This is a genomic window from Sinorhizobium fredii USDA 257, assembly GCF_000265205.3.
In the GTDB taxonomy this organism is placed as follows: domain Bacteria; phylum Pseudomonadota; class Alphaproteobacteria; order Rhizobiales; family Rhizobiaceae; genus Sinorhizobium; species Sinorhizobium fredii_B.
Map to the genome: position 1 here is coordinate 2,411,217 of NC_018000.1, position 14,231 is coordinate 2,425,447.

Annotated in this window: 11 protein-coding genes and 1 pseudogene; 8 read left to right on the forward strand and 4 right to left on the reverse strand. The window is 63.4% G+C overall.

Going from position 1 to position 14,231, the window contains the following annotated elements:
• Positions 1-28: 28 nt before the first annotated feature.
• A complete protein-coding gene (locus USDA257_RS11130) occupies positions 29-1,156 on the forward strand; it encodes an NAD(P)/FAD-dependent oxidoreductase (protein WP_014763050.1) in 1,128 nt (375 codons plus the stop codon).
• Between the two features lie 52 nt (positions 1,157-1,208).
• On the opposite strand, the gene USDA257_RS11135 is transcribed toward USDA257_RS11130, so the two are convergent.
• The 3 genes from USDA257_RS11135 to USDA257_RS11145 form a co-directional block, all read right to left on the reverse strand.
• Entirely contained in the window at positions 1,209-3,425 is a 2,217-nt protein-coding gene (locus USDA257_RS11135) for a xanthine dehydrogenase family protein molybdopterin-binding subunit (protein WP_014763051.1), read from the reverse strand.
• A 3-nt stretch (positions 3,426-3,428) separates the two neighbouring features.
• Positions 3,429-3,887, reverse strand: coding sequence for a (2Fe-2S)-binding protein (locus USDA257_RS11140; protein WP_014763052.1), 459 nt, complete (start codon positions 3,885-3,887; stop codon positions 3,429-3,431).
• 198 nt (positions 3,888-4,085) lie between these two features.
• Complete coding sequence (locus USDA257_RS11145; protein ID WP_014763053.1) at positions 4,086-5,057, reverse strand: AraC family transcriptional regulator; 972 nt, start codon at positions 5,055-5,057, stop codon at positions 4,086-4,088.
• A 177-nt stretch (positions 5,058-5,234) separates the two neighbouring features.
• On the opposite strand from USDA257_RS11145, the gene USDA257_RS11150 reads away from it, so the two are divergent.
• From USDA257_RS11150 to apnL, 7 genes and pseudogenes are all read left to right on the forward strand, one after another.
• Positions 5,235-6,062 (forward strand): phosphogluconate dehydrogenase C-terminal domain-containing protein, encoded by an 828-nt coding sequence (locus tag USDA257_RS11150; protein WP_041414094.1) that lies wholly within the window; start codon positions 5,235-5,237, stop codon positions 6,060-6,062.
• A 64-nt stretch (positions 6,063-6,126) separates the two neighbouring features.
• Entirely contained in the window at positions 6,127-7,068 is a 942-nt protein-coding gene (locus USDA257_RS11155; RefSeq protein ID WP_014763055.1) for a D-ribose ABC transporter substrate-binding protein, read from the forward strand.
• A 63-nt stretch (positions 7,069-7,131) separates the two neighbouring features.
• Positions 7,132-7,776 carry a DUF2291 family protein gene (locus USDA257_RS11160; RefSeq protein WP_014763056.1) on the forward strand — a complete coding sequence of 215 codons (645 nt, stop codon included), beginning with the start codon at positions 7,132-7,134 and terminating at the stop codon, positions 7,774-7,776.
• 2 nt (positions 7,777-7,778) lie between these two features.
• On the forward strand, positions 7,779-9,323 hold the full coding sequence (locus tag USDA257_RS11165; protein WP_014763057.1) for a sugar ABC transporter ATP-binding protein: 1,545 nt from the start codon (positions 7,779-7,781) through the stop codon (positions 9,321-9,323).
• Complete coding sequence (locus tag USDA257_RS11170) at positions 9,323-10,387, forward strand: ABC transporter permease (RefSeq protein ID WP_014763058.1); 1,065 nt, start codon at positions 9,323-9,325, stop codon at positions 10,385-10,387. Before USDA257_RS11165 ends, USDA257_RS11170 begins: the two co-directional genes overlap by 1 nt.
• A 3-nt stretch (positions 10,388-10,390) precedes the next feature.
• On the forward strand, positions 10,391-11,425 hold the full coding sequence (locus USDA257_RS11175) for a Gfo/Idh/MocA family protein (protein WP_014763059.1): 1,035 nt from the start codon (positions 10,391-10,393) through the stop codon (positions 11,423-11,425).
• Positions 11,422-13,345: pseudogene (apnL, locus tag USDA257_RS11180) on the forward strand (D-apionate lactonase). Before USDA257_RS11175 ends, apnL begins: the two are co-directional and overlap by 4 nt.
• Before the next feature lie 37 nt (positions 13,346-13,382).
• Here apnL and USDA257_RS11185 read toward each other — a convergent pair.
• Positions 13,383-14,114, reverse strand: a complete 732-nt coding sequence (locus tag USDA257_RS11185) for a transcriptional regulator NanR (RefSeq protein ID WP_014763061.1) — start codon at positions 14,112-14,114, stop codon at positions 13,383-13,385.
• Between the last annotated feature and the right edge of the window lie 117 nt (positions 14,115-14,231).

A 14,231-nucleotide genomic window follows, 5' to 3' on the forward strand; every position in this document is an offset into this window, starting at 1 on the left:
TTGAGTCATAGGCCTGGAAGAAAATCCCATGCAGAAGAACAGAGTATCGAAAGTCGTCATCATCGGCGCGGGCATCTTCGGCGTATCCACCGGCCTGCAACTGGCGCGTCGAGGAATAGAGGTGACCATCGTCAATGACGGTCCCCCGGCAAACGGTGCCTCCGGCCGTTCGCTCTCCTGGCTCAATTCCTCGCGCATGCGTTCGCAGGCCTATCACCGCCTGCGCATGGCCGGTATCGACCGTTATCGGACGCTCAAAGCCCGTCAGCCGGATGCGGATTGGCTGTCGTTCGACGGTGGCCTCACCTGGGATGCGGACGACGAGACGAACGAGATCGAGGCCGCTTATCGCCACGAAGTCTCGCTCGCCTATGATGCGCTCCATCTGGCGCCAGACGCCGTCGCAAAGATCACCCCCGGCGTGGATGCAAGAGCGATCACCAGGCAGGGGGCGATTTTCAACCCCGGCGAGGGCTGGGTCGACCTGCCGAAGCTGATCGGCGTGCTGCTTGCCGAATTCGCCGAACGCGGCGGCACACTGGTCACCGATAGCGGCCGCGCTAGCGTGGTCGTAGAGGGCGGGCGTGCCTTGGGTGCTTCGACGTCCTCGGGAACGTTCTATCGCGGCGATGTCGTCCTTCTTGCAACGGGGCCGTCCGTGCCGAAGATGGTCGCGGAGGCCGGGCAGCGGATCGACGATGCAACGCCGGTGTCGCTGCTCGTGACGACGAAACCTGTCGAACTGCCCTTGAAGGCGGTGCTCAATACACCGCGCGTCGCGATCCGCCCGGCGCCCGAGCAGCGCTTCGTTCTCGATGCCGCCTGGTCCGAGGAGGAAGTCGTCGAGACATCGGAGGGAAACTACGAGGTGAGGGCCGAAACGCTCGAGGGTCTGCTCGCCGAGGCTTCCAGGGTTCTTGAGGGCAATCCAAGGCTGGAACTCGAAGGCTATGGCGTCGGCCGCAAGCCGATTCCGGGCGATGGCGAGCCAGTCTTCGGCGAACTCATGGCGATCCCAGGCTATTTCGTCGCCTTCAGCCATAGCGGAGCGACGCTTGGCCTGATCGCCGGCGAGCTTCTGGCTTTCGAAATCGCCACGGGTGAGAAGCACCCCATGCTCGCGAATTTCCGACCGGAAAGATTCGAAGCTGCCTGACGCCGCGAGCATGCTTGCCCGGCCGACCGTCTGGCCAGCCGGGCAGGCAGGTTTACGCGTTCAGCGATTTTGCCAAAGGCATGACGCGGATCCGCTTGCCGAGCGCCTTGTAGGCGGCGTTGGCAACGGCAGGGCCGATCGGCGGCACGCCGGGCTCGCCGATACCGGAGGGCGGGTTTGCGGAGGCGACGATGTGGACCTCGACTGCCGGCATCGCATCGATCCGCAGCGGCGTATACAGGTCGAAATTGCCCTGGTCGACCTTGCCGTCAGTCAGAGTGATTTCCTCGCCGAATATGGCGCTGAGCCCGAAGCCGATCCCGCCCTCGACCTGGGCGCGGACCTGATCCGGATTGATCGCCAGGCCGCAATCCACCGCCGCGACGACGCGTTCCACCTTGATCTGTCCTTTGCCGTCGGTCGAGACCTCGGCGATCTCGGCGACCACGGAACCGAAGCTCTCGGCGATGGCCACGCCGCGGAAGCGTCCTTCCGGCAAGGGCTTCTGCCAACCGGCTTTTTCCGCCACCAGCTTGAGAACCGTTGCGTGACGCGACTCCGGCTCGAGCATGGAGAGACGGAATTCGACCGGATCGCGTCCCGCCGCCTCGGCGACTTCGTCGAGGAAGGTCTCTGCGGCGAAGGCGGTGTGCGTCGAGCCGACCGAGCGCCACCATAGAACGGGAACGCCCACCTCCGTGCTCGTCAGGCCGACTGTCTGGTTGGGAATAGTGTAGGGCAGATTGCTTGCCCCCTCGACGGAGGTCGGGTCGACCCCGTTCTTGACCATACCCTCGAACGCCGTCTTTGCCACGATGGATTGGCCGACGATGTGATTGTTCCAGGCCACGAGTTTTCCGCCGTCGTCGATGGCGGCCTTGAGGCTGTGCACATAGGCGGGTCGATAGCGGCCCCCCCGCATGTCGTCCTCGCGGGTCCATTGCAGCTTTACCGGCGCACGGAAACCGATGGCCTTGGCCACATGCACCGCCTCGACGACGACGTCACCGTCGAAGACCGCCCGCCGGCCAAAGCTGCCGCCGGTCTTCATGACATGCAGGCGTACCTTCTCAGGGGCGATTCCGGCCGCATCTCCAGCGAGTTTCTGGTAAACGTCCGTGAACTGGTGCCCGCCCCAGATTTCCAGAGTGCCGTCTTCGTTCATGCGCGCGACCGCGTTCAGCGGTTCCATCGCCGCATGCGCCAGGTACGGGAACTCGAAACTCGCCTCGATGACTTTCGCGGCCTTAGCGAATTCAGCCTCGGCGTCGCCGTCCTTACGCGCGACCGCCGCCGGGGGCTTCTTCACGAGGTCGCGGTACATGGACATGAGCTGCTGCGTTCCACGCTTTTCCGCTCCTGCCTCGTCCCATTCGACGGTGACGGCTTCGCGTCCCTTGATCGACGCCCACATGTTTTCACCGACCACGGCGACACCGCGCGGCGTTTCAACGACGTCGACAACGCCCTTAATGGCGCGCGCGGCCGCCGCATCGAAGGACTTCACCTTGGCGCCGAAAAGCGGCGGATGGATGATCACCGCAGTCAGCATGCCGGGAAGCTTGACGTCGATCGTATATTGCTCCGTCCCGTTCGCCTTGCGGGCGCTGTCGAAACGCTTCAGTTCGGAATTGCCGATGAGCTTCCAGTCGCTCGGCTGCTTCAGCGTCACATCCGGGGGCACCGGCATTGTTGCCGCCTTGGCGGCGAAGACGCCGAAACCGCCGTTCTTGCCGGAGGGATGGGAGAGAACGCCCTTCTCGACGGCGATTTCGGCCGAATCGACACCCCACTCGGAGGCCGCGGCGGCAACCAGCATGGCGCGGGCCGCGGCACCCGCCTTGCGATAGCGTTCCCACGAGGTCACCATGGAGGTCGAGCCTCCGGTTCCCTGCATCGTACCGCCGAAGGCGATGTTGCCGTAGGCTTTGATATTGCCGGCAGCCCCCTTCACGTCGATCGTCGACCAGTCGGCATCGAGTTCCTCTGCCACCAGCGTGGCGATGCCGTTATAGGAGCCTTGCCCCATTTCGAACTGGGAGGAAAGGACGGTCACCGTTCCATCGCCATCGATCGTGAGATAGGGGGAAAAGGCATGTGAACCGTGTGTTGTCGCCGTCTCGCTCGCCGCCGCCGGCGACGCAGACAGGAGGCGGAAGCCGATGGCAAGGCCGGTGCCGGTCGCCAGCGCGCCGATCAGGAATTGCCGCCGCGAAGCCTCGACCCGCGCGGCGGGGAGGGTAACCGATTGCATCAATTTTGGTAGCATGGTTCAGCCCTCCAGGCGCTTTGCGGCTTCGTGAATGCCGGCACGGATGCGATGATAGGTGGCGCACCGACAGAGGTTGCCCGACATCGCAGCGTCGATGTCCTCGTCGTTGGGCTTCGGATTGCTCGTCAGCAGTTCTGTCGCCGACATGATCTGGCCCGACTGGCAGTAGCCGCACTGCGGGACGTCGAGATCGGCCCAGACGGCCTGCACCGCTTCTGCGACCTTGCCCTTCAGGCCCTCGATTGTGGTTATCTGCGCGCCTTCGATGTCGCCGATCATGGTCTGACAGGATCGGACCGCCGAACCGTCGACATAGACTGTGCAGGCGCCGCATTGCGCCATGCCGCAGCCGAACTTCGTGCCGGTTAATCCAACCAGATCACGGATCACCCAAAGAAGCGGCATATCCGCCTCGGCATCGACCGAATGTTCGACGCCGTTGATAGTCACAATTGCCATGGTGTTCTCCTCGCGTTGAGACGCGGATCTCGGGATGTTCGGAAAATACCGCTCGCGCGCCGCAGCCATTCGCCAGGCTGCAGCGGCAGATTAGAAGACAAGCTTCCGGCCCGGTAGATTCGATCCTGTCGGATAATTGCCTATTCCTGTCGCGGTGACGGGATCGTGATCATAGGCGCGGTTTGAGACGCGTCTGCGCTAACCGACGGAATCGCGCTTGGTGGAATCGCTGGAGTTTAGGATTGCCCGGATGTCGCGCAGCGGCGGGTGGCCGAAAGCGCGGCGATACTCGCGGCTGAACTGTGTCGGGCTCTCATAGCCGACGCGCAGCGCCGCCGTCGCCGCGTCGAGCGATTGCGACAGCATCAGTTCCCGTGCGTGGTGCAGGCGGAGGTGCTTCTGGAACTGCAGCGGGCTCATGGCGGTCATGGCGCGGAAATGGTGGTGCAACGTCGAGACCCCCATATTGGCGATCTCCGCCAGTTCTTCGACGCGCAGCGGCTGGGTGTAGTTCTCTTTCAGCCATGCGATTGCTCGGGCGACACGGTTGCTGTTGGTGCCGGCCAGCGCGAAGCGTCTGAGTCGCGCGCCCTGCTCGCCGGTGAGCAGCCGATAGAGGATTTCATTGTGAATGTGACTTGCCAGGAACGGTATGTCGGCCGGCGCATTTGCAAGCGAAATCAGTCTCAGAAAAGCGTCGAACAGTGCGGGTGTCGCGGCGCCGACGGCGACGCCGACGAGGTCGCGTTCGGGCGCCTCCGTCGGATGCAGGTCGTGGTCGGCGATGATCCGCCGCAGCCTCTCGAGATCGAGCCGGAGCGAAGCTGCCACATAGGGCTCGTCCAGGCTCGCCTCGCAGATCTGGCCGGTCGCCGGCAGTCCGAGGGCCGTCAGGAAAAAGCAGGAGTCGTCGTAGACGAGCGTCTGATTACCGACATGGACGCGTTTGCTCCCCTTGATGATCAAGGACAGGCTAGGCTCATAGACGGCGGAAAAAGGGCCGGCCGGCTCGACGACACGGTAAAGGGAAAGCTCCGGGACGGTGTGGCTGTAGCGCAGACCGTCCCACTGCAGCTGCGCGAGTTCGTCAAGGATACGCGCACGAAGCGGCGCGGTCTCCTCGCGTAGGCGCTGTCGCTCAATGATGGCCTTGGCCTCGCTCATGGGCATGGCTGTCGCCGCTCCGCCGGTAGATGTCAAATCATCTGTTTATCACATTCTTTTGAAGCGTGCAGGATTAGGCAAGAAATCGCAACTGCGGCGCTAGGGATGCCGTTGCTGATATACTCATTGACTCATCATACCAGTTCGTCTATCGCTTCCGTTATCGACATGCGGGAGATGCAGATGACTTCGATTGCCCTATTGGGCGCCGGTGGAAAGATGGGCTGCCGGCTCGCCAAGAACCTCAAACACTCGCACTTCGACGTTCGCCACGTCGAGGTTAGCGAGACAGGCAAAGCGCGGCTGGCAAAGGAACTCGGGCTCGAGACGGTCTCGATCGACACCGCACTCGAGGGGGCCGAGGTCGTCATCCTTGCGGTGCCGGATACGGTGATCGGCAAGGTAGCGGCCGGCATTGTCGACAAGCTGAGGCCAGGCACGATGATGATCGTCCTTGATGCCGCCGCACCCTTTGCCGGTCATCTGCCGCGGCGCGACGACCTGACCTATTTCGTCACGCATCCCTGCCATCCGCCGATCTTCAACGACGAGACGGAGCTTGCCGCGCGCAAGGATCATTTCGGCGGCGTCGCCGCCAAGCAGCACATCGTCTCCGCGCTGATGCAGGGGCCGGAGGCGGACTACGCCAAAGGCGAGGAGATCGCCAAGATCATCTGGGCGCCGGTCATGCGTTCGCATCGGGTCACCGTCGAGCAGATGGCCTTGCTCGAGCCCGGCCTGTCGGAGACGGTCTGCGCATCGCTGCTCGTCGTCATGCGCGAGGCCATGGACGAATGCGTCGCCCGCGGCGTGCCGAAAGAGGCGGCCCGCGACTTCCTGCTCGGCCACATGAACGTGCTCGGCGCCGTGATCTTCGAAGAGGTCGAGGGCGTCTTCTCGGATGCCTGCAACAAGGCGATCGAGTTCGGCAAGCCGATGCTGATGCGCGACGACTGGAAGCGCGTCTTCGAGCCGCAGGAGATCGCCGACAGCATCCGACGCATCACCTGATCGCGTGAGACACCGGGGCCATGGGGCGGCTCCGGTCATTTTTCAACCTGGGAGGAGAGAACCGATGAAACTAACACGCAGAATGACCGTGGCCGCCTTTGCCGCATTCCTGGCGGCGGGCTCCGCTATTCCCGCTTACGCGGCGGACCTGATTGCGATCATCACGCCGTCGCATGACAACCCGTTCTTCAAGGCCGAGGCGGTCGGGGCCGAGGCGAAGGCCAAGGAACTCGGCTACGAGACGCTCGTCCTCGTGCATGACGACGACGCCAACAAGCAGTCGCAACTGGTCGACACCGCGATCGGCCGCGGCGCCAAGGCCATCATCCTCGACAATGCCGGCTCGGAAGCCTCGATCGCCGCCGTGCAGAAGGCGAAGGACGCCGGCGTGCCGTCCTTCCTGATCGACCGGGAAATCAACGCCACCGGCGTCGCCGTCTCGCAGATCGTCTCCAACAACTACCAGGGTGCCCAACTCGGCGCCGAGGAATTCGTCCGACTGATGGGCGAGTCCGGCAACTATGTCGAACTGCTCGGCCGCGAAGCCGATCTCAACGCCGGCATCCGCTCCAAGGGCTATCACGACGTCATCGACGAATATCCGGAGATGAAGATGGTGGCGCAGCAGTCGGCGAACTGGAGCCAGACCGAGGGCTACAGCAAGATGGAAACCATCCTGCAGGCCAATCCCGACATCAAGGGCGTCATCTCCGGCAACGACACGATGGCAATGGGCGCGATCGCCGCGCTGCAGGCCGCCGGCCGCAAGGACATCATCGTCGTCGGCTTCGACGGTTCCAACGACGTGCGCGACTCGATCAAGTCCGGCGGCATCAAGGCGACCGTGCTTCAGCCGGCCTATGCCCAAGCGCAGATGGCGGTCCAGCAGGCGCATGAGTACATCACCACCGGCAAGAAGCCGGCGGAAGAAAAGCAGCTCATGGATTGCGTGCTGATCAACAGCGAAAACGCCGACCAGCTCGAGACATTCGCACTCACCAACTGATCGCCGTTTGGCGCGCGACGGCAGCAGCCTCGCGCGCCTGCATTCCCTATGGAGTAGGTCTCGATGCCAATTACGAGGGGCGCGTCCGTCATCGTCCTTGCGGTAGTGCTGGCGCTCGCCGGCTGCAAGTTCATCAAGACGCCAACGGCGGAGGAGGCGGCGCAATCCGCCACCGGTGGCTTCGATCCGGATCGGATGGTCGCGGAGATTTGGGACAGCAAGGTCGTGCCCTATCTCGACAGGAAGGCGGGACCGTTCTCCGAGGTTGCCTCGCTCGCCGCAAGCAATCTGGAAGCGGCCGGCGCAAAATATGGGCACAAGGAGAAGCAGGGCAGTGCGCCCTGGACCTTCGCCGCGCGCCTTTCCGGCACCATCGTCAAGGCGGAGACGAAGTCGCGCTCGGCCTATGTAGACGTCGATGCCGACAGCGACGGCAAGGCGGATGCGCGCGTCCAGATCGGTCCGGCGATCCGCGGCACGGCGATCCGCGACAGCCTCGACTTCGTGAACTTCAACGAGTTCAAGAACCAGATTGAGTGGGCACAATACGGCAAGGCCTTCAATACCCATGTGAACGGCCTGGTGCTCGAAAAGCTCTCGCGCGACCAACTCGTCGGCAAGAAGCTGGATGCGGTCGGGGCCTATCCCGCGCCCGCCAAGGGGCAGTTGCCGGTCTTCGCGCCGGCGCAGTTGACGGTGGGTGGATGACCATGTGGCCGCCTGAGAACGACGATTGCGTGCTGCGCCTTGAGGACGTCACCAAGGTCTATTCCGGGATCGTCGCCGTGCGCCACGCCAACCTGACGCTGCGGCGCGGTGCCGTAAACGTGCTTGTCGGCGAGAATGGCGCCGGAAAGTCGACGCTGATGCGCATCATCGCCGGCGTCGAAAAGCCCTCGCTCGGTCGCATTCTGCTCGATGGCAAGGAGGTCAACTTCCACTCGCCGGCCGATGCCCAGCGCTACGGGATCGGCATGGTCTTCCAGGAGCTCAATCTCTTCGGCAACCTATCCGTTGCCGAAAATATCTTCGCGACACGTGAAGTGACCCGCGGCCTGCGCGGCATCGATCATCGCGCCCAGATCGACAAGGCCAACCATTTTCTCGACAGACTGGATGCCGGTATCGACGCCGAGACCCTCGTCGAGGATCTGCCGATCGGCCAGCAGCAATTGGTCGAAATCGCCAAGGCGATCTCGCTTAATACCCGCATCCTCATTCTCGACGAACCGACCTCGGCGCTTTCGGCGGCGGAAGTCGACGTGCTCTTCAGGGTCATTCGCGAATTGAAGGCGCAAGGAGTGACGATCGTCTATATCTCACACCGCCTCGAAGAGCTGATGAGGATCGGCGACTACATCACGGTGCTCCGCGACGGTCAGATCACCGGCCACGCATTGGTCAGGGACATCGATACCAGGTGGATCGTCCGTTCGATGATCGGTTCGGATGCGAAGGATTTCGCCAAGTCGATCGATCATCGCCTCGGTGAAGAGGCTTTCCGCGCCGAAGACATCTGCCTGCCGCGGCGCACCGGCGGGCTTGCCGTCGACCACGTGTCAATCTCGCTGCGCGCCGGCGAAGTCCTCGGTATTTACGGGCTGATGGGTGCCGGGCGAAGCGAGTTCTTCGAGTGCGTCATCGGCCAGCACCGCCATTCGACCGGGCGCGTCCATGTCGGCGGCGTCGAGGTTTCCGCTTGCGATACCTCCGAGCGGATCCAGCAAGGCCTGGCGATGATCCCGGAGGATCGCCAGCGCGAAGGGCTGGTGCAGGCGCTCTCGATTGCCGGCAACCTGACGCTGGCGAGCCTCGAGCGCTTTCTGCGCTTCGGTTTCCATATTGTCGGCGAGAAAGAGCAGGAGGCGATAAAGGCGGCGATCCGCGACCTCTCCATCAAGGCGCCGAATCCGGATTTCGAGGTCACTTCGATGTCGGGCGGCAACCAGCAGAAGGTCGTCATTGGCAAGGCGCTGATGACCAGGCCGAAGGTGTTGTTGATGGACGAGCCGAGCCGCGGCATTGACGTCGGCGCCAAGGCCGATGTCTTCCGCACCATGCGGCAGCTCGCCGGCGAGGGGCTGGCGATCCTGTTTTCCACTTCCGACCTCGAAGAGGTGATGGCGCTCTCCGACCGCATTGCCGTCATGAGCAATGGACGGCTCGTCACCGTCATCGACCGCGCCGAGGCGACGGAAGAGATGATCGTGAAGGCTTCGGCCGAAGGCCACAAGACGACAAGGGAACACGCCTGATGACGACGGCAACGACGACCACCAACGCCGCGGATGCCCCGAACGGCTCTCTCCTGCTGACCCTGATGAAGCTCAGGACGTTCATCGCGCTCTTCGCGGTGATCGCCTTCTTCTCGGTCTTCGCGCCGAACTTCCTTTCGACCGCGAACCTCATCCTGATGTCGAAGCACGTGGCGCTCAACGCCTTCCTCGCCATGGGCATGACCTTCGTGATCATCACCGGCGGCATCGACCTCTCCGTCGGCTCGATCGTCGGGCTCTGCGGCATGGTGGCGGGCGGCCTGATCCTGAACGGCATCGATTTGCAGTTCGGCTACACGATCTATTTCAATGTCTTCGAGGTGTGTCTCATCACGCTGGCGGTCGGCATCGTGATCGGTGCGATCAACGGCCTGCTGATCACCAAGCTGAATGTCGCGCCGTTCATCGCGACGCTCGGCACGCTTTATGTCGCGCGCGGTTTCGCGCTGCTGTCGTCGGACGGCCAGACCTTCCCGAACCTCGTCGGCAAGCCGGAACTGTCGACGACCGGCTTCGCCTTCCTCGGCTCCGGCCGGCTGCTCGGCCTGCCGGTGTCGATCTGGATCCTCATCGTCGTGGCGCTTGCCGCCGCCTATGTGGCGAAATGCACGCCGATCGGCCGCCATATCTTCGCGGTCGGCGGCAATGAGCGGGCCGCCCGCATGTCCGGCATCCGCGTCGATCGGGTGAAGATGTTCGTCTACATGTTCTCCGGCTTCTGCGCGGCGATCGTCGGCCTGGTCATCTCGTCGGAACTGATGGCCTCGCACCCGGCGACCGGCAACTCCTTCGAGCTAAACGCCATCGCCGCCGCCGTGCTCGGGGGCACGTCGATGTCCGGCGGCCGGGGCACGATCGGCGGCACCATCATCGGCGCCTTCGTCATCGGCATACTTTCCGACGGTCTTGTCATGATGGGGATTTCGTCGTTCTGGCAGATGGTCATCAAGGGCATCGTGATCATCGTTGCGGTCGTCGTCGACCAGGCGCAACGCCGGCTGCAGCAGCAGGTGACGCTGATGCAACTCGCAAAGAAGGGTTGAGTAATGGCAGTTCTGAAGGGTGCGCTGATTGGTTGCGGTTTTTTCGCGGTCAACCAGATGCATGGTTGGCGCGACGCCGAGGGGGCGCGCATCGTCGCAATCTGCGACCGCGATCCCGCAAGGCTTCGGGCAATTGGCGACGAGTTCGGCATCACGCGACGCTACACCTCGGCCGAGGATCTGTTTGCCGATGGCGGCTTCGACTTCGTCGATATTGCGACGACCGTCAGAAGCCACCGCCCGCTCGTGGAGATGGCCGCGCGGCATGGCATTCCGACGATCTGTCAAAAGCCGATTGCGCCGACGATGGAGGACGCCAAGGCGATGGTCGCCGCCTGCGCCGCGGCGGGCGTACCGCTGATGGTGCACGAGAATTTCCGCTGGCAATCGCCGATCCGGGCCGCAAAGGCCGCGATCGACAACGGCGCGATCGGCGAGGTGTTCTGGGGCCGCGTGAGCTTCCGGTCGGCCTATGACGTCTTTTCCGGCCAGCCGTATCTGGCGACCGGCAAGCGCTTCATCATCGAGGATCTCGGCATCCACGCGCTCGATGTCGCGCGTTATCTCTTCGGCGATGCGACGTCGGTGACCGCCCGCACGCGCCGGGTCAACCCGCATATCGTCGGCGAGGACGTTGCGACCATGATGCTCGACCATCGGGCCGGGATCACCTCGCTTGTCGATTGCAGCTACGCCACCAAATTGCCGGTCGAGCCCTTCCCCGAAACCTTGCTGGAGGTGGACGGAAGCAAGGGCACGCTGCGGCTCTCGCAGGGCTACCGCCTTCACGTCCACTCGCGGGACGGCACGGAGATGACGGATGTCGCGCCGCGTCTTCTTCCCTGGGCATCGGCCCCCTGGCACAACATTCAGGAGAGCGTCAGCCTCATCCAGCAGCACTGGGTCGACTGTCTGCGCACCGGCCGCGAGCCGGACACCTCCGGCAGGGACAATCTCAAGACGTTCGCATTGGTAGAGGCATCCTATCGCAGCGCCGCCAAGGGCAAAACCGTGCCGGTCGAGGACTTCCTCCAATGACGGCCTCGCGCGCCTTTCTCCTCTTCGGCACCGAAGAGCAGGAGCCGGAAGCGCGCCGACTCGAAGCAGGTCGCTTCAGCGCCGAGCTTGTCGGCGGCAATCTGCGCACGATCCGCTTTTCCGGCAAAGAGGTGCTGCGGGCGATTTCCTTTCTCGTACGCGACCGTGATTGGGGAACATGCGAGGCCGTGGTCGGCGACTTGGCGATCGAAGAGGAAGAGGCGGCGGCTATTGTCCGATACAACGCCCGTTTCCAGGCGCCCGACGGAGCAATCCTCGGTTGCCGGGCGACGATCGAAGTCTTCCCCGACACTCTCAACTTCGATGCGCGCTTTACGCCCGATCGCGATTTCGAAACGGCGCGCGCCGGCTTTGCAATTCTGCATCCGATCGTCGGTGTGGCCGGCCGGCCAATCACAGTCGAGCATGGAGACGGATCGATCGAGCGATCGGTTTTTTCCCGATCTGATCGAGCCCTGGCAGCCCTTCAAGGATATCGCCGCGATCACCCATGAGATCATGCCCGGGGTCGAGGCCGAGTGCCGCATGGCGGGCGACGTATTCGAGATGGAGGACCAGCGGAACTGGACCGACGGCTCCTACAAGACCTATGTGAGGCCGCTGGCGCTGCCCTGGCCCTATGTGCTGAAAGCCGGGGATACGGTTCATCAGGCCATTCGGCTGTCGATCCGGCAGATCGGCGCGGCTACCCCGAAGGTCGAGCAAACGCCAAGCCGGATCGAAGTTTCACTGAGGCGCGATCAAGGAACACTGTCGGCAATCGGCATCGGGTTGAGACCCGACGAGGTAAGCGACGAACTGCTCGACGCAGGTCTGATCCGCGAGCTAGGTGCCGGCCATTTGATCTGCCACTTCGATCCCGATGCCGGCCATGGCGCAGCAGCGTTGAGGCACTTCCGGCAAATGGCCGATGCCTCCGGCGCGGCAGTGACGCTCGAATGCTTCGTGCCGTGCCGGCGCCCGGTGGATGAGGAACTGAGCGACATCGCCCGGATGGTGCGCGCCAGCGGCCTGAAGCTCGCAAGTCTCGCCGTTTCCCCATCGGTCGATCGCCATTCGACGCCGCCGGGCAGCGTCTGGCCGGCATGCCCACCGCTCGAAGATGTCTATGCCGCCGCGCAAGGAGCTTTTCCGGGTGTACCGCTTGGCGGCGGGATGTTCAGCTATTTCACCGAGCTCAACCGCAAGCGCGCGCCGGCCGATCGGCTTTCCTATGTGACTCATTGCACCAACCCGATCGTCCACGCCGCCGACGACCTGAGTGTCATGCAGACCTTCGAGGCGCTGCGGTACGTGACGCGGTCCGTCCGGGCGATCTATGGCGACAAGCCCTATCGCATCGGTCCCTCGACCATCGCCATGCGCCAGAATCCCTATGGGAGCCGGACGAAGGACAATCCGCTCGGCAAGCGCATCGCGATGGCGAACCGCGATCCGCGCCACAATGCGCTCTTCGGTGCCGCCTGGACGCTTGCCTATGCGGCGACGGTCGTGGAAGCGCAGCCAGAGGTGTTGACGCTTTCGACGCTCGCCGGCCAATTCGGGCTAGTGGCCGGACCGGGCGAACCGGTCAAAGAGGGCCATCCACGGCCGTTGTTCCATGTCCTGCGTTGGCTTGCTGAGCTTTCGGGCGGCAGGCGCATCGCCGTCGACACACCCGCGCCCGATCGGGTCGTCGGACTCGGCACGGCAAGCGGCCGCGCGACGCTCCTGTTCGCCAACCTGACGTCCGAGCCTCAGGAGTTGGTGCTCACCGAAGGCGGAGCGGACGGGTGCCGGCTCACGGAACTCGACGAGGCATGGCTTCGGGCGGGCGGGAAAACGCCGGAGGCGAGGGCGCACAAGGGCGAAAAATTCGTGCTCTCCGCCTATGCGGTCGTCCGTATCGACATCCCTTGATCTTGTGCTGGTGAGGGGGCGAGGGCCGCCTCGTTCGCTACGCGCTCTGGCTCTCGACCTTGCCTTTGGGCGCATAGAGCGCTCGCGAGCGCTCGAGATGCTTGATCATCGCCTGTTCGGCTTCATCGGGATTGCCGCGCCGGATGCAGTCGATGATTTCGGCGTGTTCCGAGAGCGTCACGTTTTCCTTGCCGGTCCAGATCAGCATTTCCGTGTGATATTCCTTGAGCCAGCCGAGCATGGCTTCGCTCACGGCACTGAAGATCGGATTGCCGGAAATCTGCGCGATACGGCCATGAAACGCCATGTCGGCGGCAATGAAGGCGTCGGAATCGCCGAGCGCGGCACGCTGCCGCTTCAAGGTCTCCTCGAGCGCGGCGACGTCGGCGGGCGATCCTCGGCTTGCCGCCTCGCGCACCATGCCGCGTTCGAAGAAAATGCGCGCGTTTTTCAGGTGTTCAAGCGAATCCGAAGACGCCGAAAGCATGATCTTGGCGGCGACGTCCATTTGTTTCAGCAGCGATTGCGCCGTCGGCTGCAGCACCTTGGCACGCTCGCCGTGCGAAATCTCGATCAGTCCCATATTGGCGAGCGCCTGCATCGCTTCACGGATGGCGGGGCGGCCGACCTGGAAACGCTCCATCAGCATCCGTTCCGATGGCATCTCGTCGCCAGGCTGCAACTCGCCGGTCTCGATCAGCGCCTTCAGCCGGGCGAAGACCTCGTCAGAGAGCTTTCTGCGAACGATCGGTTCGGATTGAATCGCCATGTGAACTCCACCGCTATTGTCGCTTATCCTTCTTTATGCACGTTTTCTGTGGCGAGGAAATCTCACCCTTGCCGGCTGACTCACGTGATTTCTCTTGCGTAACTCAGGTACTCATTA

Bases quoted from the DNA above. Each gene is read 5' to 3' on its own strand.
- USDA257_RS11130 (WP_014763050.1), top strand. From the start codon at position 29: ATGCAGAAGAACAGAGTATCGAAAGTCGTCATCATCGGCGCGGGCATC.
- USDA257_RS11135 (WP_014763051.1), bottom strand. From the start codon at position 3,425: ATGCTACCAAAATTGATGCAATCGGTTACCCTCCCCGCCGCGCGGGTC.
- USDA257_RS11140 (WP_014763052.1), bottom strand. From the start codon at position 3,887: ATGGCAATTGTGACTATCAACGGCGTCGAACATTCGGTCGATGCCGAG.
- USDA257_RS11145 (WP_014763053.1), bottom strand. From the start codon at position 5,057: ATGCCCATGAGCGAGGCCAAGGCCATCATTGAGCGACAGCGCCTACGC.
- USDA257_RS11150 (WP_041414094.1), top strand. From the start codon at position 5,235: ATGACTTCGATTGCCCTATTGGGCGCCGGTGGAAAGATGGGCTGCCGG.
- USDA257_RS11155 (WP_014763055.1), top strand. From the start codon at position 6,127: ATGAAACTAACACGCAGAATGACCGTGGCCGCCTTTGCCGCATTCCTG.
- USDA257_RS11160 (WP_014763056.1), top strand. From the start codon at position 7,132: ATGCCAATTACGAGGGGCGCGTCCGTCATCGTCCTTGCGGTAGTGCTG.
- USDA257_RS11165 (WP_014763057.1), top strand. From the start codon at position 7,779: ATGTGGCCGCCTGAGAACGACGATTGCGTGCTGCGCCTTGAGGACGTC.
- USDA257_RS11170 (WP_014763058.1), top strand. From the start codon at position 9,323: ATGACGACGGCAACGACGACCACCAACGCCGCGGATGCCCCGAACGGC.
- USDA257_RS11175 (WP_014763059.1), top strand. From the start codon at position 10,391: ATGGCAGTTCTGAAGGGTGCGCTGATTGGTTGCGGTTTTTTCGCGGTC.
- USDA257_RS11185 (WP_014763061.1), bottom strand. From the start codon at position 14,114: ATGGCGATTCAATCCGAACCGATCGTTCGCAGAAAGCTCTCTGACGAG.